Below are 26,129 nucleotides of genomic sequence, written 5' to 3' on the forward strand. Positions count from 1 at the left end.
AGGACCGGAAAAACCACGAGCCAGGCGCGGCGCGACGAGCTGCCGTTGCGGCAGCGCTTGGCGAGGAACCGCTGTTTCGTCCGCCGCGTGGGCGTGCCACCGGGCCACGTCAGCAGGCGTGTAGGTGGTCCACACCCCTTCCCGCAGGCAGCCCAGGCACGAGCAGAATAATAACAGAACTAACAACACCATACGTAGCGGAAATCGGATAATAATAAGGTTGTTAAACAGTTGGATTAGGCCAGCTTCTTGCGTTCAAACTGCAGGTCGCCGCTCAGGGCCTCGTGCTTCAGGATGGATTCGTGCACGATGCGGGCCTGGTGGCCGGTTTCGTCGGCTTTGCGGAAAAACAGCGCGGCCACGGCTTCCTGCAGGTCGTCGGCGAAGTGGCGGCCCAGGTTCTGGAGCAGCATCTTGGTTTCTTCCAGCCCGCGCATGGACTGGTAGAGCATGCTCTCGACCGACTCCGTGACTTCGCTGAGCAAGGCGCTGACGGTGTAGGCGTGGCCCGTGTGGCAGCGGTAGCGAATCAGCTTGCCTTCAATGAGCTGGGTGAGGGCCCCGTGGCAGTCGGGGCAGGTAAAAGGCGTGAGCTTGCCTTTGTCGATGATGCCCAGCTCGAAGCCCCCGCCCTGCTTGGCGATGGTCAGCTCGATTTTGAGCAGGTCCAGCTCGGCGGCGGGCAAACGGGGCTTGGCGGGCGCGCGCTCCTGAATGAGGCCCACCAGCAGCGTTCCCATTTGGGCCAGGGGCACCACGTGGTCGGCCGCCACGAATTCCAGGGCGTTGGTGGGCATCGACGGCTGCTCGGCGTCCTGGGGTTCCTGCACCACGGCCACCCCGCCCATGCGCTGCACGCTCCACAGCCCGGAGGTGCCGTCGTCGAGGTAGCCCGTGAGCACCACGCCGATTGCCCGGGGGCCGTAGGTATAAGCCGCCGAGCGAAACAGCGCGTCGATGGACGGCCGGAACCGGTTTTCCTTCGGGCCCCGCGCCACCAGCACCCGGTCGCCTTCGAGCAGCAGGTGGTGGTCGGGCCGGGCCACGTAGATGACGCCCGGTTCCACCACTTCCCCGTCCTGCGGGTGCCGGGCTTTCAGGGCCGACACCGTGTTGAGCAGCTGCGGCAGGGTGCCCGGCGAATCGGCCGGCACGTGCATCACCACAAAGATGGGGGCCGGAAAGTCGGCTGGCAGCGCTTTCACCAGTTCCATCAGGGCCGTCACCCCACCGGTGGAAGCCCCGATGACGATAATGTCCCGGTGGTGCTTGGGGGTCTTTTTGGGCGTTTTCATAGGTGTTTTTTAGGGGGAATTTGCGCGGCCTGGCTCCGGGCCGGCAGGGGCGGCAGCGGTTGGCAGCGCTTACCCGTTCAGGTGGAACACCTTTTCCAGCCCCAGCCGGTGCAAGCAGCAGCGCAGCGCCGGATGCACGTCGCACAGCCACAGCCGGGTCCCGCGTTGGTGCATTTGCAGCAGCTGCGCCACGAAGCGGCACACCCCCAGCGGGTGCGGCAGCAGCAGCCCGCCGCAGTCAACCAGCAGGCGCGGCGGCGGCGCCACCAGCAGACAAGCCAGCTGTTTCGCCGTTAAGTCGGCCAGGCTCACGGACGTTAGCGCCGGGGCGGCCGTTTCAGTCATCGAATCAGCAATGAGAAAGGGCATGGAAAAACGGGGAAGTGTGGTGAATCACGGTCGCGCCGCGTCGCGGCAAACCCGCCTAGGGAGGCCGCGGCCGGACGCTGTTCAGAAAACCAAAAGGCATTCTACCGGCCGTGCTGGCCGTTAAAATCAAGGTTCCCAAACAACTACACAAAGGAACAACTCCCACAATCCAGCGAGCTACAGCATATTTACCCGATTTGCGCAAGGTGAATACCCCTTTGCATCCCCGTATAAATACGGGGATGCCATGCCCCGGCTCCAACGCCGTTACGGTCGGGAAACGGCCCCGGCCCGAACGCCAAGGGGCCGTAAGGGCTTAAGTGACCGTCCCATCCCCGGCTACCCCGCCCGAGAACTGCGCTCCTTACTGCTGAAGCAGGCCCCGCTCCATGGCGTACTTCACCAGCGCCGGGGTGTTTTTGACGCCGGTTTTTTCCAGCAGGTTTTGGCGGTGCGACTCCACCGTGCGCCGGCTGGTGAAGAGCTGGTCAGCGATTTCCTGGTTTGTGAGCCCAGTAGCCACCAGCTGAAGAATTTCCCGCTCCCGGTGCGTGAGGGCCACCCCAGGGGTAGTGCCGGGGGCCGGAGTACGGGCCTCCTGAAGCAGTATTTTTTCCAACAAGCCCAGGCCGATTTCCGAGCACAGAAACCGCTTGCCCGAAGCCACGCCCTGCAGGGCCGCCACAATTTCGTACTTATCGGCGTTTTTGAGCACGTAGCCGTGGGCCCCGGCCGCCAGCGCTTCGCCAATGGTGCGCTCGTGGGTCATCATTGAGAGCAGGAGGATGCGCAGGTCCGGGTACTCGGCCCGCAGGCGGAGGGTGGTGGCCAGCCCGTCGAGCACGGGCATGTTCAGGTCCAGCAGCACCACGTCGGCGGCCACGGTGGGCAGCTGGTCAAGCAGCTCCTGCCCGTTGCCGGCTTCGCCCACCACGCTAAATAAGGGGTCGGCGGCGAGCAGCGTGCGCAGCCCGTCGCGGATAAGGGAATGGTCGTCGACGATAAAAACACGAATCATGGCGAGGAGAATAAGGGCAACGGAATGCGCAGGCGAATGTGGGTGCCGAACTCGGGCGAGGAATCCACGGCCACGGTGCCGCCGAGCAGGGCCACGGCGTTGCGCGCGGTGCGCAGGCCCAGGCCCTCGGCCACGGTGAGGGGGTCGAAGCCGTGGCCGTTGTCTTCGGCCCGCAGGCTGACGCCGCCGGGCATGGTTTCCAGCTCCAGAGTGGCCTCGGTGGCGCTGGCGTGCCGCACGATGTTGAGGGCCAGCTCCTGGGCCAGCCGGAAGAGCGTGACCTGCACGGGCTGCGGCAGGGCGGGCTCCTCGCCCCAGATGTGGCACTCGATGCGCAGCTGCGGCGTCGACAGGTCCCGGCACACGTCGCGCACCGCCGCCGCGAGGCCAAAGTTGACGAGCGAAGTGGGCACCAGCTCGTGGGCCAGAGTGCGGTTCTGGCGCATGGCTTCGGCCAGCAGGCCCACGCTTTGCTGGTACAGGCCGGCCAGGACGGGCAGCGCGTGCAGGGCGGGCGTGTCGAGCTGGTCGAGGCGCAGCTTGGCGGCGTAGAGCACCTGGCCCAGGCCGTTGTGCAGCACCTCGCCCAGGCGCTGGCGCTCGGTTTCCTGGGCCTGCAGAATGGCCAGCAGCAGCTCCTTGTGATGGTCGAGCTTGAGGGCCAGGTTCTCGGCTTCGAGGCGCTGCACGTCGCTCACGTCCAGGCACACACCCAGCACCCGCACCGCCTCGCCCGGCACGTCGGGCACGGGCACGGCCTTGAAGCGCACGGTCTTCACCACGTCGCCCACCCGCAGGCGCAGCGACGCGTCGAAGCGGCTGCTGCCGGCGCTGAGGGTGCGCAGCAGGCGGGCGGCGGCGGGCCGGTCGTCGTCCACCACGGCGTCGAGAAAGACCTGGAGCTGCACGGGGCTGCCCACGGGCCGGCCGAAGAGGTGGTAGAGGCCCTCGGACCAGGTCAGCTCCTGGGTGCCCAAATCATAGTCCCAGCTGCCCATCGCGGCCACCGCTTCCGACTGTTGCAGCAGGGCCAGGCTCTTGGTCTGGTCCTGCTCCAGCAGCTTGCGGGGCGTGATGTCTTCGGCGGTGTAGAGCAGCCCGTCGCCGAGCTTCACCCCCACCAGCCGGAACCAGCTGTTGAGGCCCTCGTGGTTGTAATGCACCTCAAAATCAGCCCGCCGGCCGGTTTCGACCACTGCCACCAGCTGCTCGAAAATGGGGGTGAGCCGGATGCCGGGGTTCAGCTCGCTGAAGCGCTGCCCGATGACGGCTCGGCCGGGGTAATAGGCCTGGGTGGCCGGGTTGATTAGTTCGAACTCAAAATCCAGGATGCCGCCGCCGCCGTTGCGCACGGCCCGCATCAGCACCACGTTCGTGGTCACGGCATCGACCACGGACTGCAGCCGGGTCTGGCTCTCGGCCAGGTCCTGGGTGCGGGCGGCCACCTGCTGCTCCAGGCCGGCGTTGAAGGCCAGCAGCTGCGCCTCGACCTGCTTGCGGGCGCTCACGTCGCTGGCCACGGCGGCAATGGCCGTGATGCTGCCCTGGGCATCGCGCAGCGGCTGGTACACGAAATCGAGGTACACCGAAGTCAGCTCGCCGTGGTGCAGCAGCTGCACGAGCATTTCGCGCGCCACGTAGGGCGTGCCGGTGGCCCGTACGCCGTCCAGCAGCTCCCGGAAGCCCTGGTCGCGGACTTCGGGCAGCGCCTCGAACACGGGCCGCCCCAGCACCTCGGCCGCCGGTCGCCCCCAGATGGCTTCCAGCTTCGGGTTGCACACCTCCACCACGTAATCGGGGCCGCTGAAGACGCCCATCGCCACGGGGGCCTGCTCGAAGAGTTCCTGCTGCCGCTGCCGCTGGGTTTCGCGCTCCTGGCGGGCCATCACCTGCTCAGTCACCTCGGAGGCAAAAATCAGAATGCCATCGACCTGGCCGGCCTCGTCGCGGGTAGCCTGATAGATGTAGCTGGCGTAAAACTGTTCCGACCGGCCGGAGTTGGTGCGGTCCAGGGCCATCAGCTCGTCGGTGCCGAAATACGTCTCGCCGGTGCGGTACACCGCATCGAGCCGCTCAAAAAACGGCTGGCCGGTCAAATCGGGCGCGGCCTCGCGGTAGGGCCGGCCCACCAGCTCGCGGCCCCCGAACATGCGGCAGAAGCTCTCATTGGCCAGCTCGACGATGTGGTGGGGGCGCGCAGGGTGGCAATCAGGGCCGGAGCCTCGGCAACAAGCCGGTGCAGGCGCTGGCGCTGGGCTTCGGCGGCGGCCTGGGCCTGCACCGCCTCGGCGCGGGCGGCCTGCGCACGGGCCTCGCTTTCCCGCAGGGTTTGCTCGGCCCGGTGGCGCGCCGACACGTCGCTGAACAGCACCGCCAGGTGGCCGGGCTGCGCCTCCGCCACGGCTTCCACTTCCACCCACCGGTCCAGGTCGGCTACGTAGCCGCCAAACCGGCGCGATTCGCCGCTGGTCGCCACCTCGTCGAAGATGGCCATGATGTAGGGCTCGACGCCGGGCACCAGCTCCCGAATGGTGCGGCCGGTGGCGTCGGCCAGGCCGGAGTGGCGCTCAAACGCCGGGTTCACGGCCCGGTAGCGGTAGTCGGTGGGCGCGCCGGGGGCCGTGGCTACTTGTTCGAGCAGGCAAAAGCCCTGCTCCATGTTGTCGAACAGGGAGCGGTAGCGGGCCTCGGACTGGCGCAGGGCTTCGGCGGCTTCGTGGCTGTCGGTCACGTCGAGCAGTACGCTGTGGATGCGGGCCGGCTTATCGTGCTGCCACTCCACCACGCGCCCCACCTCCGAGAGCCAGCGCACGGCCCCGTCGCCGGGCCGCACGATGCGGTAATCGGCCCGGAATTCGCCCCGCGCTTCCAGCTGCTCGCGGATGCCGGCCCAGGCCGGGCGGTCGTCGGGGTGGGTCAGGGCGATGGCCTCGGCCACGGTAATTTCTGCCCGGGCGGGGTCGAGGCCCAGCATCAGGAACCGCTCGTCGTTGCCCCGCATCAGGTCCGTCTGGTAGTCCCACTGGCAAATGCCCAGGTGGGCCAGCCCCACGGCCTGCCGCAGGTGGGCGTCCGATTCACGCCGGGCTTCCTCCGTCCGCTTGCGTTCGGTGACGTCGGCGAACAGCACGCCGACGTGCCGGTTCTGCCGTGGTCCGACGGAAAAGGCGTACAAATTGAACCAGCGGCCCATCGACTCGGAATGTTCCTCAAGCCGCGTCGACTCGCCGGTGAGGGCCACCCGCCCGTAAATAGCCGCCCAATGCGGCTCGATGTCGGGCACCAGCTCGCAGATGGTTTTGCCCTGGGCCCCGCGCAGGCCGGTGTGCTTTTCAAACGCCGGATTCACGTCCAGGAAACGGTAATCGACGGGGTGCTGCGCCGCGTCGAAGAGGACTTCCAGGATGCAGAAGCCCTCGTCCATCGAGTTGTACAGCGTCGCGTAGTTGTCGGTAGCGCGCCGAGCCAGCTCGTCCTTCACGTGCAGCAGTTCCTGTGCCGCCTGCTCGCGCTCGGTCACGTCCTGCCAGTACACCACCCAGCCGTCGCCTTGGTGGGCACTGGTCATGGTAATCCACTCCTGGTGATGCGGCAGAAAATACGCAGCATCAGGCCGCGCCGGGCTGCTCGTCACCGCTTGCAATGCTTGTAACAGGTCGGCGGGCAGCGTGCCGGCAGTGGCGGGCCCCCACGGTTTGCATTGCACCTCCTGCGGGCGCACCCCCCACCAGCGGGCCGCCTGCTCATTCAGGCGCAGCACGCTGCCGTGCGCGTCGAGCACCACCACGCCCCAGGGCAAGCCTTGCAGCAAGGATTCCGCGTCAGCGCTCATTCCGGCGGCATTGCCATTGGAGGAAGCAGCGGGGGGGCTCGCTGGCTCAGGACCAAAGGAGTTGGGTTTGCGCATGGCGGACAATGGGCAACGGGAGTCGCTACTTGCCTGCTCCAAAGGCTTGCGCAAAAATTACCGTTTCAGGTTTGGACATTGAAAATGCTGTGGAGCAAAGCATTGCCTGATTATACAATATACACTTTTTTAGCCTTTAACCAGCGTTAGGAACCCAGCGTCTGTCCAACTCAACTATTCGGCTACATAGTGGGCGTACGGCTGCCGGGCGGAAGGCGTGGTGTTGGGGTGCGGCGGCGCGCCCCCCCCCCTGCTTCACCCCACGCACGTAGTGCCGGGGTAGTGGGACCAAAACAGGGAACATAGGTTATAAAAGGACCAAAAAGGAATGCAGGGACACGCCCGCACAAAGGTCCGTCCAGGAGAATCGCATCGGGTTGCGGTTATTACCAGTTTGCAGCTGCGGATTATACTTAGATTTTGCGCAAGAAGAGCACGCACCCGTCGCAAAGTAATTCGCTCCGGTACTAATTCCTGCGTCAGCATCTGCCCGTCCGCGCAAAACGTCGATAAATGCCGACATCGCCTCCACGAGCCCCAACTCCGGCTTGGCAGCGGTCGGACTAATCACGTCGCGTATCAGCGTTAGCGTGGAGGGAGTGCCCGCCGTGCGCAATTCCCGGTAGCGCTTCTGCACCCGCTCCGAAATAGCTTCCAGCACATTGTTGGCTTTATCGTAGCCTTCGTTCGCCTTCCGAAACCGTTGCTTATCAGCGTTCCATTCTTTGGGCGGGCACTTTTCACGCGTGAATCACTGCAGCCGCAACCCCTCAAAGTTGGCGTGGACGAACACCGGCACCAGCCCATTCTTGTCGGTCTTGTCTTCCCGGAGAATGAATTCCACTGTCATTTTCGGTAGCAGATTTGGTAGTACAAATGCGGCCGTAAACGAGCATAAATACAAAAAGGTCCGGACGCAAAAAAGCCCTAAAAACCGATTTAGCGTATAGCTAAGCAGTATTTAGGGCCTTCCGTTTGTAATTCCTAGTACCCGGAGCCGGAGTCGAACCGGCACATCTTGCGATATTGGTGTTTGAGACCAACGCGTCTACCGGTTCCGCCATCCGGGCAGGATGAACTTGCTTAGAACTATTCCGCTCTGCCGGTATCAGGAGCGGGCTGCAAAGGTAGCAACTTGCTGCTGGATGCGCAACAGATACCGCTTTTTTAGGTAGTAGGTGCGGATTTGCTGGAGGGCGGCCGCCCGATGGTCGTTCGGTAGCCCTTCATAGCCAGCCAGTACGGGCTCGATGCCGGCGTCCAGCGTGTCGGCAATGGCCTGCACTTCGCTGCTAACCTGGGCTACTGCGGCGGTGTCCGGTGCGGTTTCCAAGTCCATGAGCTGCTCGTTGAGGTCCATCATGTCCATCAGGAAATCGGGCGGGAGCTGCTCCTGCTTGCCTTCTTCCAGCAGGCCGTGCTGGCGCAGGATGTAGGCCATGCGCTTGTCGGGGTCAGCCAGGGTGCGGTAGGCATCGGTGTTGAGGGTGGCCAGCCGGAGCATCTCGGCCTGGTTATCCGCCGAGGTAGTGGCGTGGAAATCGGGGTGCGTTTCGCGGCTCTTGGCGTAGTACTGGCGCTTCAGGGCGGCTTCGTCGGGGTGGAAGGACTCGGGCAGGCCGTAGAAGGCAAAATATTCAGAAGGCATGGGCAGGGGAGAACGGCGGATTCTTTTACAATGAACAGTACGGCTACAACACCGGTGCAACCGAAAAGGCGAGAGGCGGGGCCGCAAAAAGCCGCTTAGTAGCCGGCCACACCTCCCCGAACAGGGATGATTTGCGGTAGGCATCCAACGCTGCGGCACTGTCCCAGTGGCTGTAGGTGCAGTACACGTTGGGCTGGTCGGCGTCCTGCCACAATTGGAGGTGGCGGCAACCTGGCTGCTGCCGGATGCGGTTTTCGGAACTGTGGAACAGGGCCAGGAACGCCGGCACCTGGCCGGGGGCGAAGGTCATGCGCACTACGCGGATTAGCATAAGCAGAGCGGAAGGGTAGGGCTCAAATGAATAGACGGCAGCGCTAAACGCAATCGGTTTAACTCAAAAGCCGAACCGGCCGTAAAGGTCAGGCACTAACCTTCTACATTCTTACCAATCGTTTTATGAAAATGCATTCATTTCGTCCCCTGGCCCTGGCCTGCGTTGTTGTCCCAGCCCTGGCCGGCAGCCTTCTCCTGAGCGGCTGCAACAGCGAGCCCGTCGCCACCGAAGTCGATAAAACTGCCACCGTGGTATCCAGCGAAACCAACGAAGCATCGGATAGCACCGCCACCGTTGTCGATGCCGATTCCATTGCCAATCAATAGCCTGGGGATATTTAAAGTTGGGGTAAAGACGCAACATGCTCCGTTTCTACCTGTTCGAAAAGCCATATCCTAATCCGATAAATGCCCTGATAAAGCGCGATACCCCGACCTCAAAACCAAGCTTCGCAATGCGGGGCTTGCCAACTGGGTGCAGAAGCGGGTAGAAGGTAGAAAATAGTGGTCAAGGATTTTGATTTATAAACCTGTAGAGTTTGAGCCGGCAAAAAAAAGGCCTGCTTAAGCGCAGGATGCCACTCGGGAAAGAGTTAAACATCATTCAGCTTTTGAAATGATAAACGGGAAGTACTACGAAAAACCACAATAATACCAACTTGGTCAACCCCTACTCGTACAGGGGCTACCGTTACTTCCTCCACTGATTTTCAACCCGACACTTTTATGAACATTTCATCCTTTCGCCCGGCAGCGTTGTCCTGGCTCATGGCGCCGGCCCTGGCCGGTGGCTTGCTGCTCAGCAGCTGCAACAGCCAGCCCACCACCACCGAAACCGGCCAGCCTGCTACCGACCCCACCACCAACGCTCCCGCCAGCGGCAGTACGGGTAGCGTAACGCCCACCGGCGCCAAGCCCGCCTGGGGCCCCAACCTGGGACCCGAAATGCAGGCCGTGATTGAGCAGCTGATAAGCTTCAACAACAAGCCGCTGCCCGAGCTCACCGCCGTGCAGGCCCGCAAGCAGCCTTCCCCCGCCGATGCCGCCATGAAGCAGATGCGCGCGAGCAACATCACGCCGCCGCCCATGCAGGCAGACACCGTGAACCGCACCCTTGTGCCCGGCGTTACGGGCCGCATCTACACGCCCAAAACCGGCACGGCGCCGTATCCGGTTATCGTCTACTATCACGGCGGCGGCTGGGTTATTGCCACCATCGACACTTACCACAGCTCGGCCCAGGCTCTGGCCGAAAAAACCGGCGCAGTAGTGGTATCGGTGGAATACCGGAAAGGCCCGGAAAATAAGTTTCCGACCGCGCACGACGACGCGTTTGCGGCCTACCAGTGGGCGCTGAAGAACGCCGCCAGCATCAAAGGCGACCCAAACCGGGTGGCTGTGGCGGGCGAAAGCGCCGGCGGTGGCCTGGCCGCGGCCGTGAGCATGATGGCCCGCGACCGGAAAGTGGCCCTTCCCAAGTACCAGCTGCTGGTGTATCCCATCGCCGGGTCGGCTACCAATACGCCTTCCTATCAGGCCAATACAGAGACCGCGCCCCTGAACAAGGCCGGCATGGAGTGGTTCTTCAAGAACTACCTCCGCACCCCGGCCGATGGCCAAGACCCCCGCGTCAACCTTGTAGCGGCCAACCTGAAGGGCTTGCCGCCCACCACCATCATTGCGGCAGAATACGACCCGTTGACGAGCGAAGGCAAAACCCTGGCCGATAACCTGCAGGCCGCCGGGGTAAAAGTCAACTACAAGCTGTACGAAGGCACCACCCACGAATTCTTCGGCATGGCGGGCGTAGTGCCCCAAGCCGATGCAGCTCAGGCCGTAGCCACCGATGACTTGAAAAACGCGTTGAAATAAAAGGCTCCGACGGAGCTATTAGTGTAAACGTCCCGCTGCGACAGACGCAACGGGACGTTTTTTATGTTCGCCCTTGTCCACTTGCGGTTTGCTCCGCCGGGTCCTTATTCCACCGGAAACCGCACGTCTACCTGCGAATCGAAGTGCAGGCCCAGCAGTTCCGAGGCGTTGCCCTGGCACACGCCCAAGCACAGGCAATCCTGGCTGTTGAACACAGCCACAGCCTCGCCGGGCGGCACGGCCGAGAAGTGCGGGTGCAGCTCTTTCAGGATGTCGCGCCCGAAGTGCACGGCAAAGCTGCGGCCGTGGCCCACGGCTTCCACGGCGGTGCGGGAAATATTGGTAACCAGGTTGCCGTAGTGGTCCACGTGAGCCACGTGGCCGGTAATGCGGTGGTCCTGTAGGCGCACCTGCCGGTTGTTGAGCTGGTGGAATTCGGTCACGATAGGGCCCAATGTGTCCAGCGCGGCGCCCTGGGCCAGGGCCACGGCGGCGGGCAGCAGCACGTCGCGGGTGGGCGAGGCGGTGACGGCCGCGGGCAGGGCCACCAGCACCTCGGGCGCGCCGTTGGTGAGCAGGGCCAGAATGCCGTTGTCGCCGGCCACGAAGTAGTGGCCCTGGTAGCTGGCGGCCTGCCAGGCGGGCTCCTGGCCCGCGCCGTGGTCGCCTACGCCGATGACGTGCACCGTGCCCGCCGGAAAATCCCGGAACACCGATTGCAGAACGTGAACGGCGTGCGCGATGTTGAAGGGTTCGACGCCGTGGCTGATGTCCACCGCCGGGGTGGCCGGCGCCAGCTGCAGGAGCCGGGCTTTTAGCGCCGCCACGTAGTGGTCGCGGTAGCCAAAATCAGTCAGCAGTGTTATCAACCCCATGCCTGCGTTCCGTAGTTTTTCGTAGTATTGTTCATTCGCCTGAACCGGGACAAAAGTAGCCGGTTTAGGTGTAAAACAGGCTGCTTTTTGTTATCTTCCTTCTTTCCCCCTCTCTTCCCACTTGGTCGAAAAAATCATCATCCTCGAAAACATGTCCCTGGTCGATTTCCTGGGCCCGGACAATCAGAACATTCGCCAGCTGGCCGCCGCCTTTCCCGGCTCCAAAATCATCAGCCGGGGCAATGAAATAAAAATCCAGGGCCAGACGGAAGTCATTGGTCGCATCAACGATTTGCTGTCCTCGCTCATCGAGCATTACCACCAGTACGGGCAGATTACCGACAAGACCGTGAACCAGTACCTCTCCGCCACCAGCGAGGAGGCCGAGGGCCGCGTGCTGGCCGCCTCGCCCGACGTTATCCTGTTTGGGGCCAAGGGCGGCGTTATCAAAGCCAAAACCCCCAACCAGCAGAAGCTGGTGGATACCGTGATGTCGCACGACCTCACCTTTACGCTGGGCCCCGCCGGTACCGGCAAAACCTACATTTCGGTGGCCCTGGCCGTGCGGGCGCTCAAGAACAAGGAGGTGAAGAAAATCATTATTTCGCGCCCCGTGGTGGAGGCTGGCGAAAGCCTCGGTTTCTTGCCTGGCGACATGAAGGACAAGGTGGACCCCTACCTGCGCCCGATTTACGACGCCCTGGAAGACATGATTCCGGCTGAAAAACTCAAGTTTTACCAGGAAAATAAAATCATCGAAATAGCCCCGCTGGCCTACATGCGCGGCCGGACGCTCAACAATGCCTTCGTGCTGCTCGATGAAGCCCAGAACACCACGCCGAGCCAGATTAAGATGTTTCTGACCCGGATGGGCCCCACCGCCAAGGTGATGGTGAACGGCGACCGCAGCCAAATTGACTTGCCCACCCGCCAAAAGTCGGGCCTGATGCAGGCCATGGACATCCTGAAAAACGTGCAGGGCATCGGCTACGTCGAGATGACGTCGGAAGACGTGGTGCGCCACCGCCTCGTAAAGGAAATCGTGGAAGCCTACGACAAGTTCGACACCGAAGAAATGGCCCACCAGGCCCAGCAAAGCGGCCAGCGTCGCGACGAGCGCCACGAGCGCCGTCTGCTCGAACTCCAGCAGCAGGGCGAATCAGGCAGCTTGCCAGTGAATCAGGAGCAGCCTTTGTAATCATCCGTTAATAAATTACCGTCATCCTGAGCCGGCGAAGGACCTTACCGCGCTTGAACTCGTCGTTCAGCCGGAATAAGGTTATCCGCAAGCTCAGGATGACAGCTTTATACTGCTGAGCCCATGCCCGCCACCGCTTACCGCATCACCGACCTGCGCGACCTCGACGCGGCCTTCACCATTCGCGAAAAGGTGTTTCAGGAAGAACAAGGCGTGCCCGCTACCAAGGAGCACGACGCGCACGACCGCACCGACGCCCGCCACTACCTGGCCCGCGCCGCCGATGGCACGCCCGCCGGGGCCGCCCGCTGGCGCCAAACCGAGAACGGCGCGAAACTGGAGCGCTTCGCTGTGCTGGCTGATTTCCGGAACCAGCAAATAGGGGCCGCGCTGCTCCACGCCGTCCTCGTGGACGTGCAGGCCGAGCTACCTGATGCCGAAGTCTACCTCAATGCGCAGCTGCGCGCCATTCCGTTCTACGAGCGGCACGGGTTTCGGAAAGAAGGCGACATGTTTGAGGAGGCCGATATCCAGCACTATAAAATGGTGCTGGGGTAGTTGAGCCAACTCGTAATAATGCCGCCATGCTGAGCGTAGCCAAAGCATCTCGCCCGGGGCAGTAAACCAATCATCAGGTTTAGTAAAAGCACGCGAGATACTTTGGCTGCGCTCAGCATGACGGCCTTTTTGTTCTCTTCTGTTTAAAGTGTCACAGCTAATCACCCCAGCAGTGCCGGCCGCTGCGTGATTTCGTGGTAGCAGATGTGCGCCCGGCTGAAGTAGTGAAACACCATGCTTTTGCGGGTTTGGTCGCGGTCGCGGTGGGGTTCGCCGCCGTGCATTAGGTTGGCGTGCCAGATGAATACGTCGCCTTTGCGGGCCAGAAAAATTTGCTTTCCGATGCCGGCTTCGGCAATCTTCCGGGCAATGGTAGCTTCGTATTCGGTGTATTCTTTGTCGCCGATGAGCCAGGGGGTGCCTTCGTTGGCGTAGTCGGCGTTGAGGTAATAGGGCAGCTGGTGGCTGCCGGGGTAGTAATGCAGCGGGCCGTTGGCGGGCGTGACGTCCTCCAGAGCCACCCAGGCGGCGGCCATGCCCCCCAGCGGGAAGGTGCTCATGTGAATGCTGTCGGAGTGGGTGCGCTGCTGGCTGCCGGTGAGGAAGTTGATGCTTTGAAACAGCGTGGTTTCGTGGCCCAGCAGGGCGGCTATCAGCGCGCGCAGCGCGCCCTCGCCGGCCTGTCGGATGCGTTCGGAATGCCGGAAAGCGAACATGAATTTGTTGCGGTAGCGCAAATCCACCTTCTTGGCGGCGATGAGTTGGGCCAGCTCGGTATTGATGGCATCCACCGCATCAGCGGCCAGAAAACCGGGCAGAATGGCAAAGCCCTGGTCCTCAAACGCCAGCAAACTGGCCTGGCTGGCGGCGGGCAACGCCCGAAACGCCGGACTGGCCGCGAGCCGCTCGGCCACAGGCGGCATGGGTGGCAAGCCGGCACCGGGAGCCAAGTGCGCAAAATCGCGGCTGCTGATGGGGGAGAAGTACTGTTTATTCAGGCCCAGCCGCTGGTAGAGCGGCAGGTTGTGCGCCAGCCGGCGGCGCTGAAACGCATTGTAAACCGAATAGCTGAGCTTGAGGCGGCGCAGAAAAGAAAGCATAAGTAGATAGCGGGAATCCGGGTGGCAAGGTAAGGCTGCTTCTTATTGGCAGCGGGCGGGCGCACTGGTATTGGGGCTTCACCCCGTACATTGCCAACCTACTAGCTACCCTGCTGCTGCCGCGCCGTGATATCCTGGGCCACTTTTCCCTTCGTACGGTACACGCCCGTTCTCATTGTCGGCATTGTTGCCTACCTCAACCTGGGCGCTGGCTGGCCGGAGCTCTGGCCTTATGCGGCCGGGCTGGCCGCCGTGGCCGTGGCGCTGGTGGCCTGGGGTGTGCGCCGCCGCACCCCCGGCGCGGCCGATGTGGCCGGCGCGGTGGCGCTGCTGGCCATCGGACTACTGGGCGCCACGCTCACCCAGCGGGCCACCGAAAGCCGCCGCGCCGACCACCTCTACCGCTTCGCCGACGCCGTGGAAAGCTACCAAGCCGTGGTGGACGACTACACCGTGGTGCGAGCGGCCACCTTCGCCACCACGCTGCGGGTGCAGGCGGTGCGAGTGGCCGGGCAGTGGCGGGTGGCCAGGGGCGGGGTGCGGGTGTCGTTGCCCAGGGTGGCCGGGGTGCCCCAGCCGCGCTACGGTGAGGTGTGGCTCATTCGGGGCCATCCGGACCTGAGCAAGGCCCCGCTCAACCCTGGCGAATTCGACTACCGCCGCTACCTGGAGTACCGGCAAGTGTATCATCAGCAATACATTCACCCCGACCAATACCGGCTGCTGCGCCTGGAGCCGCCCTCGGTGCTGGTGGCCATCAGCATGCGGGCCGCCGAGCAGCTCGACGGCGTATTTCGGCACTACATCAAGTCCAAACGCGAGTATGCCATTGCCTCGGCGCTGGTTTTGGGCATTAAAGACGACGTGGATTTGGCCACCAAGCAAGCGTATACCAATACTGGCACCACGCACATCATGGCCGTGAGCGGGTTGCAGGTGGGCCTGCTGTTTGCGGCCATGTCGTTGGTGCTGAGGGCTCTATTCGGGCGGGTGCGCGGGTTCCGGCTGTGGTCGGCGCTGGTGGGGCTGGCGGTTATCTGGAGCTACGCCTTTCTCACGGGGCTGTCGGCCTCGGTACTGCGGGCCACGGTCATGTTCACGCTCATCATCATTGGGCGGGCCGCCGGGCGGCAAGACATGATATTCAACACGCTGGCGGTGGCCGCTTTCGGGTTGCTAGTCTACAATCCCTTCATGGTGGCAGATGTCGGGTTTCAGCTTTCCTTTCTGGCGGTGCTCAGTATCGTATACCTGCAGCCCCGCGTGGCCCGCGTCTTCGATGTTGAAGCCTATTTCTACGCCCGGCGGCGGCCCTGGCAGCCCAAAATGGTGCAGTGGTCCTGGCGCGGTAGCGGCTGGTTCCTCGACAAAGTCTGGCAGGCCACAGCGCTGTCGCTGGCGGCGCAGGTGGCCACGTTTGGCCTGGGGCTGTTCTATTTCCACCAGTTTCCGCTCAGCTTTCTGTTTTCCAACCTGGTGGCGGTGCCCATCTCCAGCGGCGCCGTGTACGTAGGCCTCGGCCTGCTGGTGCTCAAGGGCCTTGCGGCCGCATTGGGCGCGCTATTGCCGGCCGGGGCCGACTGGTGGCTCGACTTGCTGCCGCGTTTCGTGGCCTGGGTTTTCGAGGACATGGTGTGGCTGTTCAACGAGTATATTTTCTGGGTGAGCCGGGTGATGTCGGACTGGGTTATCCGCGAAATCCACGTTTCGGCCCTGCAAACCGTGCTGCTCTTTGGGCTGATTGGGGCCTTGCTGGCCTGGTTCAATACCCGGCGGCTGGGCTGGCTGCGCGGCGCAACCGGCCTGCTGCTGCTCTACGCCGGCACCCGCGTCACGGAGGCGCTGGCGGTGGCGCCCACCGAGGAGTTTATCGTGTACAGCATCCCCCGGCGCTCGGCCGTGGGCTTCTGGCAGGGGGCGGCGGCCGAATTTGTGACGCCCGATTCGGTGGCACTCAACGAAACCGAGCGCACCTACCGCCTGCTGCCCGGCCTCATTCAGCGGCAGGCCCGGCACCCCACGTATTCGGTGGGCTGGCGCAACAGCCGCATCCCGGTCCGGCGCCTGCCCGACCCCGACAGCGCCAACGAGCAGCTTTTTCTGAAGCCCGGCCCCGTGGTCGTGGCCCAGTGGCGGGGCCTGCGCATCGGCTTCGTCTCCAACCGCATTTCCACGGCCACCCAGGCCTCGCCGGTCGATGTGCTGGTGCTGCGCCGCAACGCCCGGGTGAAGCCTGAAACTGTAGCGGCGGTGTTTGGCCCGCGGGTGCAGGTCGTGTTTGACTCGTCGTGCAAGATTTGGTACGTGGCCCGGCAGGACTCCAGCCTGCGCGCCCACGGCTTCCGCACCTGGGACGTAACCGCGCGCGGCGCCTACCGCCGCCAGCCGCCCCGGGCCGGGCAGTAGCGCCAGCCGCGCCCCAGGCCTGCGCCGGGCGCCAACGCCGTGAGACGCCGAACTTGCCGACGGTCAGCCACTTTCGGCCGTGCGAAGCGGGCGCTGGCCGTGTCGGGTAATATCCCCGCACGATTTTTGCGTTAATTGCCAGCCCGGCATGCCACCATTTCTCACCGGTGGGCCTCTTTACCTCAACCATTCGCGCGCGCCGCCCTTGCCATTATGGAAAACCTTCTCACTCCCGAACTCGAAGCCCTTCGCTACATCCGCTACGAAGCGCAGGACCGCATCGGCTACATCACCCTCAACCGCCCCGACAAGCGCAACGCCCTGAACGCCGACGTGGTAACCGAGCTGAAGCAGGCCTTCGACTACGCTGAAAACGACGAGTCCGTTAAGGTTATCGTGCTGCGGGCCGCCGGCGACGTATTCTGCGCCGGCGCCGATTTGGCCTACATCCAGGACCTGCAGGGCTTTGGCTACACCGATAATCTGGAAGACAGCACGCACCTGATGCAGCTCTTTCATCAGATTTATACGCTCAAGAAGGTCGTCATTGGCCAGGTGCAGGGGCACGCGCTGGCTGGCGGCTGCGGCCTGGCGGCCATCTGCGACCTCACCTTTGCCGTGCCCGAAGCCAAGTTTGGTTACACCGAGGTAAAAATCGGTTTTCTGCCCGCCATCGTGAGCGTGTTTTTGCTGCGCAAGATTGGCGAAGCCCGCACCAAGCAGCTGCTCCTCAGCGGCGATGTGGTTTCGGCGCAGACTGCCCTGGACATGGGCCTGATTACGTTTCTCGCCCCCAAAGAGGAGCTGGCGAGCACCGTGCACGCCTACGCCCAGCGCCTGTGCCGCGAAAATTCGGCCCAAAGCATGGAGGTGACCAAGGAAATGCTGGCCCGCGTGCCCGAGCTGCCGCTGGAAGAAGGGCTGCGCTACGCCGCCCAACGCAACGCCGAAGCCCGCGGCTCGGAAGACTGCCGCAAGGGCATCGCCGCGTTCCTCAACAAAGAAAAGATTGGCTGGTAGGAGCAAAATCTGTTTCTTAGCGGTTCGGTTATCGGAACGCCGTTCCGCTCCCGGAATTTTTAGGGGGCTGAGCGGCGTTTCCGTGCTGTTTCTGAACAACCCTTTCCCCGCCCCGGTTATTTCTCCATGACAGCATTAGCCGCTCTTGGCATCACCCTTGCCACCTTCGGATTCATGGAATTCTGGGCCTGGTTTATGCACAAATTCGTGCAGCACGGCCCCCTGTGGTTTCTGCACCGCTCGCACCACGTCCGGCATCCGCATCCGGTGGAGCGCAACGACCTGTTTTTCCTGATTTATGGTGGTATTTCCGCTGCCCTGTTCATTACGGGGGACAATGGCGCACGCTGGTGGTTCTGGGTAGGCGTGGGCATTGCGGCCTACGGCACGGTGTACTTTTTCGTGCACGACGTGCTGATTCATGGCCGGTTGCGTTTCTGGAAAAAGTCTCAGAATACCTACCTCCGGGCCCTGAATATGGCCCATAAAACCCATCACAAAACCACTGGTCGCGACGGTTCGGCCGAGTTTGGCCTGCTGTGGGTGTCGCCCAAGTACCTGCAGCTGGCCCGGCAGCAGGCGCACAAGAAGAAGGCAGCCGCGCCCGGCTTATCCTAATAAGCTGGCCCCGCACCCCCGTTCACCTGTTTCCATCTGCTCAAGCGCAACGCCTGATTCGACCAACTCTACCTATACAATGGGCCATTTTTCCATCAGCGACTTAGAGCAGCTTTCGGGCATTAAGGCGCACACCATTCGGATGTGGGAGCAGCGCTACAACCTGCTGCAGCCGGTGCGCACGGCCACCAACATTCGCACCTACTCCGAAGATGACCTGCGCCGCCTGCTCAACGTGAGCACCTTGTGCGCGCGGGGCCAGCGCATTTCGCAGGTAGCGCGCCTTTCCGACGCCGAAATCAGCGAAGCCGTGCTGGCGTGTTGCGACGACGCCCATGACTATCACCGCCAGGTAAATGGCTTGCTGGCCGCCATGCTGAGCCTCGACGAGGAGCGCATCAACCAGCTCCTGACCGAGGCCGCCGCCAAGCTCGGCTTTGAGAGCATGATGCTCTTTGTGGCCTATCCGCTGCTGCAGCGCATTGGCCTGATGTGGCTGGCGGGCACCGTAAACCCGGCCCAGGAGCACATGCTGGCCAACCTGCTGCGTCAAAAGATGCTGGCGGCCACCGATGCGCTGCCCCCCGTGCCGGCCACCGCCCGCCGGTGGGTGCTGTTTTTGCCAGCCGAGGAGCTCCACGAGTTGGCGCTGTTGTTTATGAACTACGCCGTGCGCCTGCGTGGGCAGCACACCCTGTACCTCGGCCAGAACCTGCCCACAGAACAGCTGGGTGCCGTGTGCCAGACCTACCGCCCCGACGTGGTGGTGAGCGTGCTGACCCTGCAGCCGGACCGCAGCCGGGTGGGCGAATTTGCCGCCGAAGTATCGGCTCATTGCCAGGGCCTGCCGGTGGTGCTGTATGGCCCGCTGGCGCGGCAGGAAGGGCTGGTATTGCCCCCCAACTGCGTTTCGCCACCTTTGATGACCGATTTTCTGGCGATGATAACGCAGAATGAGTTGGTTGAGACCGCGGCGGTTTAACAACAATCCATCCACCGGCCGGGGCCGTAGTTATCGGGCGCGCCTGCTGGCATCCGATAATTTGAAGCGAGGAAAGAAGGGCCATGGTACCACCAGCCAGCCTGTTTTTTGCTGCGATTGGCTTGGAAAATGGGCGTGTTCAGCAAGTATTTTCGGTTATAGCCGTCTCAATTCCCGGCGGCCTCGTATATTTGTTTAACAATCGGCCACGAAAAGCTAAACAGCATGACTTCGCTAGAATTCACTTCGCAAGTGCAGAAAATTTCGCTCACCCTCCGGCCCGCCGCCATGAATTTGACGCGAGACGCTGATGATGCCAAGGATTTGGTGCAGGAAACCCTGCTCAAAGCCCTGCTCAACAAAGACAAGTTTAAAGCCGGTACCAACCTGAAGGCGTGGTTGTATACCATCATGCGCAACACCTTCATCAACAACTACAACAAGATTACCAAGCGCAGCTCCAACATCGATTCGACGGAGTATTTCCAGTATTTTAACACCGACCAGAACTACATCACCCACAACGGCGCCACTTCCGACTTTGTGGTGCGCGACATCAACGAGGCCATTGCCGGCCTGGGCACCGATTACCGCACGCCGTTCATGATGTACTACATCGGCTACAAGTACATGGAGATTGCCGAAAAGCTGCAAATCCCCATTGGTACCGTCAAAAACCGCATTCACATTGCCCGTAAGGAGTTGAAATCGGCGCTGCAGGTGTATGCGCCGGTGGGGGCTTCGGCCGGCGACGTGAGTGAGGCTGTGGAAGACTAACCCATCTGCTTGAATACCTTTGGCCGCCGGCCTTGCAGCTGCAACTTGCGGCGCGGGGCCGGCGGTTCTTTTTCGGGCGCTCCGCGCCTTTCCACTCATTTTGATAGTTTAGTTCCTGCCTTTGTCCGCATCCGCCGCCACCTCCGCCGTTACTGCCGTTACCACTGCTGTCAACGCCACCATTCATGCCGCTACCACCCCGTCAGCGGGCTCTTCAAAGCGCGCCGTTGTTATCGGGGCCGGCTTTGCGGGGCTGGCCGCCGCTACCACGCTGGCCCAGGCGGGCTGGCGCGTCACGCTACTGGAGAAAAACGAAGGCCCCGGCGGCCGGGCCCGCGTGTTCCGCGCCCAGGGCTTCACCTTCGACATGGGCCCCAGCTGGTACTGGATGCCCGATGTGTTCGAGAAGTACTTCGCCCGCTTTGGCAAAAAGGTAGCCGACTACTACGACCTGCAGCGGCTCGACCCGTCTTATCAGGTAATATTCAAAGGGCCGGAGGCGGTGGATATTCCGGCCAAAATGAGTGAGCTGCGGGCCCTATTTGAAAGCTACGAGCCCGGCAGCGCCGCACGCCTCGATGAATTTTTGAAGCAGGCCGCCTACAAATACGAAGTGGGCATCAACCGCTTGGTGTACGCGCCCAGCCGCTCCATCTTTGAGTTTGCTGACCCCAGGCTGCTGGTGGACATGGTGCGCATGGACGTGCTGCAAAGCATGCACAAGCACGTGCGGCGCTTTTTTAAGGACCCGCGCCTGCTGGAGCTGGTCGAGTTTCCCATCCTGTTTCTGGGTGCTACTTCGCAGAATACCCCGGCCTTGTACTCCCTTATGAACTACGCCGACCTAGCGCTGGGCACGTGGTACCCCAAAGGCGGCATGCACAAGATTGTGGAAGGCATGGTGCGCCTCGCCGAAGAGCAGGGCGTGGAAATCCGCTGCAACGAGGAAGTGCTGGAAATAGTGGTGGAAAACGGGCGCAGCACCGGCGTGCGCACGGCTTCCGGATTTTTTGCCGCCGATGCGGTAGTGGCCGGCGCCGACTACCACCACATTGAACAGCAGGTACTGAAGCCCGAACACCGGCACTACGACGAGAAGTACTGGGACTCGCGAACCATGGCGCCGTCGTCGCTGCTGTTCTACCTGGGCGTAAACCGCAAGCTCGACAAGCTGCGCCACCACAACCTGTTTTTTGACGAGGACCTGACCCAGCATGCCCGTGAGATTTACGAGCAGCCGCAGTGGCCCACCAAGCCGCTCTACTACGCCTCGGTGCCCAGCAAAACCGACCCCACTGTAGCGCCCGAAGGCCACGAAAATCTGTTTCTCCTCATCCCCGTGGCCCCCGACCTGACCGACGACGAGGCCACCCGCGAGCGCTACTACGACCTGCTGATGGACCGCTTGGAAAAGCATTGCGGCCATCCCATTCGCGACGCGGTGGTGTTCAAGCGCAGCTACGCCCACCGCGACTTCATGGCCGACTACCACAGCTACAAAGGCAACGCCTATGGCCTGGCCAATACCCTCAGGCAAACGGCCATTCTCAAGCCCACGCTGAAGAGCAAAAAAGTCAGTAATTTGTATTTCACCGGCCAGCTCACCGTGCCAGGCCCGGGCGTGCCGCCGTCGCTCATTTCGGGGCAGGTGATAGCGGGGGAGGTACTGAAAGAGAACGCTGAATTATGAGTTATGAATTGTGAGTTAGCTCAACCGACTCGACCAATTCATAACTCCTAATTCATAACTCCTAATTCAACAAAGTGGACCACGTCAAACTCTTCACCGATACCAGTCTGGCTTGCAGCAAGCTCATCACGGGGCGCTACAGCACTTCGTTTACGCTGGGCATTCGCACGCTCGACGAGCAACTGCACCTGCCCGTGTACGCCGTGTATGGGTTTGTGCGCTGGGCCGATGAGATTGTGGACACATTTCACGACCACGACAAAACTGCGCTGCTCGCGGACTTCCGGCGCCAGACCTACGAGGCGCTGGAAACGGGCCTCAGCTTCAATCCCGTGCTGCACGCGTTTCAGCACGTGGTGCGCCAGTACGGCATCGACCACGAATTCATCGAGGCCTTTCTGCACAGCATGGCCCTGGATTTGGAAGACCAGAACTACCACCCCGGCCTATACAAGGAGTACATTTACGGCTCGGCCGAAGTAGTGGGGCTGATGTGCCTGCGCATCTTCTGCAACGGCGATGCAACCATGTTTGAGCGGTTGCGCGAGCCGGCCCGGCGGCTGGGCTCGGCGTTTCAAAAGGTGAATTTCCTGCGCGATATACGGTCTGATTACGAAGACCGGGGCCGCGTGTATTTTCCGGGGGTAGTGTACCAGCATTTCAACGACGCCACTAAAAGCGAGATTGAAGCTGACATCAAAGCCGACTTTGAGGCCGCCTACGAGGGAATCCAGCAGTTGCCGCGCTCGGCAAAGCTCGGGGTGTACTTGGCTTATGTTTATTACCTCAAGCTTTTTTATAAAATAAAGAAGTTATCGGCGGTCCGCATTCTGGGCGAGCGGGTGCGGGTGCCGGACAATACCAAGCTGCTGCTGCTGCTGGGTTCGTACTTCCGCTACCGGTTGTCGCGCATTTAGGAAGGGGGCGGCAATTTTGAGCACGGGTTTTGCCGTAGGCAAGGCAAGTTGTTGTTGTGCTCTGTATTTTTGCCGACATGAAGATTCGTAGCGTCCTGGTCTTTGCTGCTATTGTAAGTGCTGGTTCCGCATCGTCGGGCGCGCATTTGCGTACTAGTGGAATGCCGTCCATTGCCTCTGCCCGTTTCCTTCCCGGCAACGTAGCGTTAGCTCCCGAGGCTTTATTTTCCACCGCCAAACCTGCCCCTAAGAACGTGTCGTCTCCTTACCACCCCACCAACCTGCGCCGCCACTACGAGCAAGCCGCTGCCGACAAAACCGCCGGCGAAAAATTCTACAAACTGCTGGCTGACTACAAAGAGCGCGACGCGCTGGTGCTGGGCTACAAGGGTGCTGCCGAGGCCATTCGGGCCCGCGATGCGTCCATGTTCAATAAGATGACCTACGTGCAGGACGCCGCCCGCACCTTTGAGCAAGCCGTGAGCCTCGACCCGCAAAACCCGGAGATTCGCTTCCTGCGTTTTTCCGTGGAAAGCAACCTGCCCGCCTTCCTGGGCTTGAGCAAACACGTGGACGAGGACAAGGAAATGTTGCTCAACGCGGCTCTTAAGCACCCCAAGTCCGGGCTGGACCCCGAGGCGTTTCGCACGGTGCGGGACTTTCTGGTGGACCGCGGCCATGTGAGCGACGAGCAGGCTCAACGTCTGGGCAAGGTAGGGGAGTAGATACTTCCTGTCAGGAAGCTAGCCAGTCGCTTTCGAATTATACCCCACATCCAGACACGCTCCTGTAACCTCGGGTTGCGGTGCGACAGCGCCGGTTACCCAAAACAGCCTTGGCAGGAACAGGTCATCAGGGATTTTGGGTACGGAAAGGTGTTTGGGAATCTGAATTGCGGGCTATTTGCGTATTTTCGGCCAGCCGGTCCGCCTTTCGTAACCTTGCGGGCGAGTTGCCGGTTACCTTGGCCTATGCCTAATCTGTCGCTCAGCGTTCGTATCGACCCCAACTCCGGCTTTTGCTTTGGCGTGATTTACGCCATTCAAATGGCGGAAGACCTCCTCGACGAGCAGGGTTACCTGTACTGTCTGGGCGATATCGTGCACAACGACGAAGAAGTACAACGCCTGGAAGCCCGCGGCCTGCGCATTATTTGCCACGAACAGCTGGCCGAGCTGCGCGACGAAGCCGTGCTCATTCGCGCCCACGGCGAGCCCCCGGCCACCTACCAGATGGCCATGGAAAACAACCTGACCCTGATTGATGCCAGCTGCCCGGTGGTGCTCAAGCTCCAAAACCGCATCAAAACCAGCTACGACAAGCAGGAGAAGATTTTTATTTACGGCAAGCACGGCCACGCCGAGGTGCTGGGCCTGCTGGGCCAGACCAGCGGCAACGCCGTGGTATTCGAAAGCCTCGACGAGTTGCTAGGCCATGAATTGCCCGAAAATATTACCCTCTACAGCCAGACCACCAAAAGCACCAACAGCTTTTACAACATTAAAAACCAGCTGGAAGGCCGCGGCTACCAGGTGAATGCCAACGACACAATTTGCCGGCAGGTGAGTAACCGCGACAAAGACCTGCGCCGCTTCGCCGCCCAGTTCGACCAGATTGTGTTTGTGTCGGGCACCAAAAGCTCCAACGGCAAGGTGCTTTACCAGGTGTGCCTCGAAACCAACCCGCAAACCCACTTTATTTCCAACGTAGGTGAAATTCAGACCGACTGGTTCAAGCCCGGGCAATCGGTTGGCATCTGCGGGGCCACCAGCACCCCCATGTGGCTGATGGAGCAGGTGCGCGAGCGGCTGCTAAATTTGTAGAGCCCACCGAAGCGTGACCCTATGTACATAACAGACTTGCCGTTTGGCGTAACCAACTGGTCGGAAGTTGCGGGCCAGGAACACGTGGGTACCACGGGCGTTGCCACCTGGCGCACCCGGCAGTTCGGGACGGTGCGTGTGCGCATGGTGGACTACAGCCCCAACTACCTGGCCGACCATTGGTGCCAAAAGGGCCATTTCCTGCTGGTACTAAACGGGGAGCTGACCACCGAGCTGGCCGATGGCCGGGAGTTTCTGCTCACTGCCGGCATGAGCTACCAAGTGGCCGACGGGGCCGAAGCCCACCGCAGCAGCACGGCCCACGGCGCCACCCTTTTTATTGTTGATTGATGACAACTGCCACCCATTCTTCTGCCGCCACCCTGCCGCGCCGCGTGGCACCCGCGCCGCTGGGGCGCAAGGGAGTGGCCGTAGCCGCGGCCGTGTTTGCCGGGTGGGCCGGCCTGCTTACTTTTTCACTGGCCTTCTACGAGCCCAACTGGCGTAGCCCGGTGCCCTACCTGCTGGTACTGGTGCAGGCCCACCTCTACACCGGCCTGTTCATCACGGCGCACGATGCCATGCACGGCCTGGTGAGCGCCAATAAGCGCATTAACAACACGATTGGGACGATTGCCGCCGGCCTGTTTGCTTACAACTGGTTTCCCGGGCAGCTGCCCATGCACCACGCTCACCACCGCCACGTAGGCACCCAGGACGACCCCGATTTTCACGACGGCAAGCACCCCGGGTTCCTGCCCTGGTTCCTGCGCTTCGCCTGGAACTACGTGACGTGGTGGCAGATTGCCCTGATGGCCATTACCTACAACGTGCTGAAAATCTGGTTTCCGCAGGCCAATGTTATTGCTTTCTGGATGGTGCCGGCATTGCTGGCTACTTTTCAGCTGTTTTTTTTCGGTACTTACCTGCCGCATCGCGGCGAGCACGCCCCCGACAATATGCACCGGTCACGCAGCCAGTTCCGGCACCACCTGTGGGCCTTTGTGAGCTGCTACTTTTTCGGCTACCACTACGAGCACCACGACCAGCCGTATCTGCCGTGGTGGCGGCTCTGGCAGGCCAAGTAGCTGTGGTTGCGCGCCGGTATGATATTGCAAAGGCACGGTTAGTGGCAGTGCATTCGCAATTTGCAACCAGCCTTGTTAAACAAGGTAAAAGTTAAATAAGGTAAAAAGCCCCGGCACTGCGAAGTGTCGGGGCTTTTTACCTTATGGAGCGGCGCTACGAAAAGCACGAGTCGTGCTACGTTCCACCCGCATAGGAGATAAACTAGTGCACTGCGTTCGTTTTTTTGCAGCAATCGGGGAGGCGGTTGTAGGCCCGCGCGTCGGCTGGTTTCTGGTCGGCGTCGTAGCCGGTTTTCTGCACGGCGGTGCTCAGGGCATCGGGGGTGGTTTTGTCGGCGCGGTAGGTCACGGTGAGGACTTGGCTTGGCACGTCCAATACCGCGCTTTGCACGCCCTTCTCGTAGGCTAGGCTCTTTTCGAGGCGGGTTTTGCACATGTCGCATACAGCCGACGTCTTGAACTGGGCCGTGGCTACGCCGGTAGCTGCGGGGCTGGCCGATGCCTGCTTGGCCGGGGCCGATTGGGCCTGGGCATTGGATGAGAAACCGAGGGCCGCAAACAGCGGGAGCAAAAGGAAGAATTTCATAAGAAGCAGGAGAATGAATGCTGGTTGGAATGATGATAACAAAAGTGCT

Annotated in this window: 25 protein-coding genes, 1 tRNA gene and 1 pseudogene; 15 read left to right on the forward strand and 12 right to left on the reverse strand. The window is 61.8% G+C overall.

What is annotated here, in order from left to right:
- Positions 1–236: 236 nt before the first annotated feature.
- From BEN47_RS18945 to BEN47_RS18985, 9 genes and pseudogenes are all read right to left on the reverse strand, one after another.
- Positions 237–1,295 carry a chemotaxis protein CheB gene (locus tag BEN47_RS18945; protein WP_070730752.1) on the reverse strand — a complete coding sequence of 353 codons (1,059 nt, stop codon included), beginning with the start codon at positions 1,293–1,295 and terminating at the stop codon, positions 237–239.
- A gap of 69 nt (positions 1,296–1,364) precedes the next feature.
- Positions 1,365–1,664 (reverse strand): hypothetical protein, encoded by a 300-nt coding sequence (locus BEN47_RS18950; protein WP_070730754.1) that lies wholly within the window; start codon positions 1,662–1,664, stop codon positions 1,365–1,367.
- A gap of 364 nt (positions 1,665–2,028) precedes the next feature.
- Positions 2,029–2,682, reverse strand: coding sequence for a response regulator (locus tag BEN47_RS18955; protein ID WP_070730756.1), 654 nt, complete (start codon positions 2,680–2,682; stop codon positions 2,029–2,031).
- Positions 2,679–4,832 carry a sensor histidine kinase gene (locus BEN47_RS18960; protein ID WP_070730758.1) on the reverse strand — a complete coding sequence of 718 codons (2,154 nt, stop codon included), beginning with the start codon at positions 4,830–4,832 and terminating at the stop codon, positions 2,679–2,681. The genes BEN47_RS18955 and BEN47_RS18960 overlap by 4 nt, the downstream gene beginning before the upstream one ends.
- Positions 4,775–6,589 (reverse strand): PAS domain-containing protein, encoded by a 1,815-nt coding sequence (locus BEN47_RS18965; RefSeq protein WP_083322596.1) that lies wholly within the window; start codon positions 6,587–6,589, stop codon positions 4,775–4,777. The genes BEN47_RS18960 and BEN47_RS18965 overlap by 58 nt, the downstream gene beginning before the upstream one ends.
- A 307-nt stretch (positions 6,590–6,896) precedes the next feature.
- Positions 6,897–7,316 (reverse strand): annotated as a pseudogene (locus BEN47_RS22930) (hypothetical protein); the annotation flags it as partial.
- A 261-nt stretch (positions 7,317–7,577) separates the two neighbouring features.
- Positions 7,578–7,659 (reverse strand) — tRNA-Leu (locus BEN47_RS18975).
- Between the two features lie 38 nt (positions 7,660–7,697).
- Positions 7,698–8,237 (reverse strand): iron-sulfur cluster co-chaperone HscB C-terminal domain-containing protein, encoded by a 540-nt coding sequence (locus BEN47_RS18980; RefSeq protein ID WP_070730764.1) that lies wholly within the window; start codon positions 8,235–8,237, stop codon positions 7,698–7,700.
- Between the two features lie 43 nt (positions 8,238–8,280).
- Complete coding sequence (locus BEN47_RS18985) at positions 8,281–8,568, reverse strand: putative quinol monooxygenase (protein ID WP_070730766.1); 288 nt, start codon at positions 8,566–8,568, stop codon at positions 8,281–8,283.
- A 125-nt stretch (positions 8,569–8,693) separates the two neighbouring features.
- Between BEN47_RS18985 and BEN47_RS18990 the strand changes: the two genes are divergently transcribed.
- Positions 8,694–8,897 (forward strand): hypothetical protein, encoded by a 204-nt coding sequence (locus BEN47_RS18990; protein ID WP_070730768.1) that lies wholly within the window; start codon positions 8,694–8,696, stop codon positions 8,895–8,897.
- Positions 8,898–9,296: 399 nt separating this feature from the next.
- Positions 9,297–10,442: an alpha/beta hydrolase gene (locus BEN47_RS18995; protein ID WP_083322597.1), complete on the forward strand. Its 1,146-nt coding sequence runs from the start codon at positions 9,297–9,299 to the stop codon at positions 10,440–10,442.
- 104 nt (positions 10,443–10,546) lie between these two features.
- On the opposite strand, the gene BEN47_RS19000 is transcribed toward BEN47_RS18995, so the two are convergent.
- The gene (locus BEN47_RS19000; protein ID WP_070730770.1) at positions 10,547–11,317 is read right to left on the reverse strand and encodes an SAM hydrolase/SAM-dependent halogenase family protein; all 771 of its coding nucleotides are present in this window, start codon (positions 11,315–11,317) and stop codon (positions 10,547–10,549) included.
- A 121-nt stretch (positions 11,318–11,438) separates the two neighbouring features.
- Here BEN47_RS19000 and BEN47_RS19005 point away from each other — a divergent pair, with 121 nt between their 5' ends.
- Together BEN47_RS19005 and BEN47_RS19010 are read left to right on the forward strand one after the other, a co-directional pair.
- The gene (locus BEN47_RS19005) at positions 11,439–12,515 is read left to right on the forward strand and encodes a PhoH family protein (protein WP_083322598.1); all 1,077 of its coding nucleotides are present in this window, start codon (positions 11,439–11,441) and stop codon (positions 12,513–12,515) included.
- Positions 12,516–12,638: 123 nt separating this feature from the next.
- The gene (locus tag BEN47_RS19010; protein WP_070730772.1) at positions 12,639–13,073 is read left to right on the forward strand and encodes a GNAT family N-acetyltransferase; all 435 of its coding nucleotides are present in this window, start codon (positions 12,639–12,641) and stop codon (positions 13,071–13,073) included.
- Between the two features lie 161 nt (positions 13,074–13,234).
- Here BEN47_RS19010 and BEN47_RS19015 read toward each other — a convergent pair whose 3' ends face one another.
- A complete protein-coding gene (locus BEN47_RS19015; protein WP_070730775.1) occupies positions 13,235–14,173 on the reverse strand; it encodes a phytanoyl-CoA dioxygenase family protein in 939 nt (312 codons plus the stop codon).
- A gap of 126 nt (positions 14,174–14,299) precedes the next feature.
- On the opposite strand from BEN47_RS19015, the gene BEN47_RS19020 reads away from it, so the two are divergent.
- The 11 genes from BEN47_RS19020 to BEN47_RS19070 all read left to right on the forward strand — a co-directional run bounded on the left by BEN47_RS19020 (position 14,300) and on the right by BEN47_RS19070 (position 25,494).
- A complete protein-coding gene (locus BEN47_RS19020; protein WP_070730777.1) occupies positions 14,300–16,579 on the forward strand; it encodes a ComEC/Rec2 family competence protein in 2,280 nt (759 codons plus the stop codon).
- A gap of 213 nt (positions 16,580–16,792) precedes the next feature.
- Entirely contained in the window at positions 16,793–17,599 is an 807-nt protein-coding gene (locus BEN47_RS19025) for an enoyl-CoA hydratase/isomerase family protein (RefSeq protein WP_070730779.1), read from the forward strand.
- 126 nt (positions 17,600–17,725) lie between these two features.
- Positions 17,726–18,217, forward strand: a complete 492-nt coding sequence (locus tag BEN47_RS19030; protein ID WP_070730782.1) for a sterol desaturase family protein — start codon at positions 17,726–17,728, stop codon at positions 18,215–18,217.
- A gap of 79 nt (positions 18,218–18,296) precedes the next feature.
- Positions 18,297–19,199 carry a MerR family transcriptional regulator gene (locus BEN47_RS19035; protein ID WP_070730784.1) on the forward strand — a complete coding sequence of 301 codons (903 nt, stop codon included), beginning with the start codon at positions 18,297–18,299 and terminating at the stop codon, positions 19,197–19,199.
- Between the two features lie 225 nt (positions 19,200–19,424).
- The gene (locus tag BEN47_RS19040) at positions 19,425–19,976 is read left to right on the forward strand and encodes a sigma-70 family RNA polymerase sigma factor (RefSeq protein WP_070730786.1); all 552 of its coding nucleotides are present in this window, start codon (positions 19,425–19,427) and stop codon (positions 19,974–19,976) included.
- A 181-nt stretch (positions 19,977–20,157) separates the two neighbouring features.
- Complete coding sequence (crtID, locus tag BEN47_RS19045) at positions 20,158–21,666, forward strand: bifunctional phytoene desaturase/3,4-desaturase (protein WP_070730837.1); 1,509 nt, start codon at positions 20,158–20,160, stop codon at positions 21,664–21,666.
- Positions 21,667–21,740: 74 nt separating this feature from the next.
- Entirely contained in the window at positions 21,741–22,583 is an 843-nt protein-coding gene (locus BEN47_RS19050; RefSeq protein WP_070730788.1) for a phytoene/squalene synthase family protein, read from the forward strand.
- A gap of 254 nt (positions 22,584–22,837) precedes the next feature.
- A complete protein-coding gene (locus tag BEN47_RS19055; protein ID WP_125921815.1) occupies positions 22,838–23,308 on the forward strand; it encodes a hypothetical protein in 471 nt (156 codons plus the stop codon).
- A gap of 246 nt (positions 23,309–23,554) precedes the next feature.
- Entirely contained in the window at positions 23,555–24,406 is an 852-nt protein-coding gene (locus BEN47_RS19060) for a 4-hydroxy-3-methylbut-2-enyl diphosphate reductase (RefSeq protein ID WP_193427156.1), read from the forward strand.
- Between the two features lie 21 nt (positions 24,407–24,427).
- A complete protein-coding gene (locus tag BEN47_RS19065; RefSeq protein WP_070730793.1) occupies positions 24,428–24,757 on the forward strand; it encodes a DHCW motif cupin fold protein in 330 nt (109 codons plus the stop codon).
- Positions 24,757–25,494, forward strand: a complete 738-nt coding sequence (locus tag BEN47_RS19070) for a fatty acid desaturase (RefSeq protein ID WP_083322599.1) — start codon at positions 24,757–24,759, stop codon at positions 25,492–25,494. The genes BEN47_RS19065 and BEN47_RS19070 overlap by 1 nt, the downstream gene beginning before the upstream one ends.
- Positions 25,495–25,696: 202 nt before the next feature.
- Here the strand turns inward: BEN47_RS19070 and BEN47_RS19075 are convergent, their stop codons facing one another.
- Positions 25,697–26,080, reverse strand: a complete 384-nt coding sequence (locus BEN47_RS19075; RefSeq protein ID WP_070730795.1) for a heavy-metal-associated domain-containing protein — start codon at positions 26,078–26,080, stop codon at positions 25,697–25,699.
- Positions 26,081–26,129: the final 49 nt, after the last annotated feature.

Origin of the sequence: Hymenobacter lapidarius (assembly GCF_001816145.1) — a bacterium.
In the GTDB taxonomy this organism is placed as follows: Bacteria; Bacteroidota; Bacteroidia; order Cytophagales; family Hymenobacteraceae; genus Hymenobacter; species Hymenobacter lapidarius.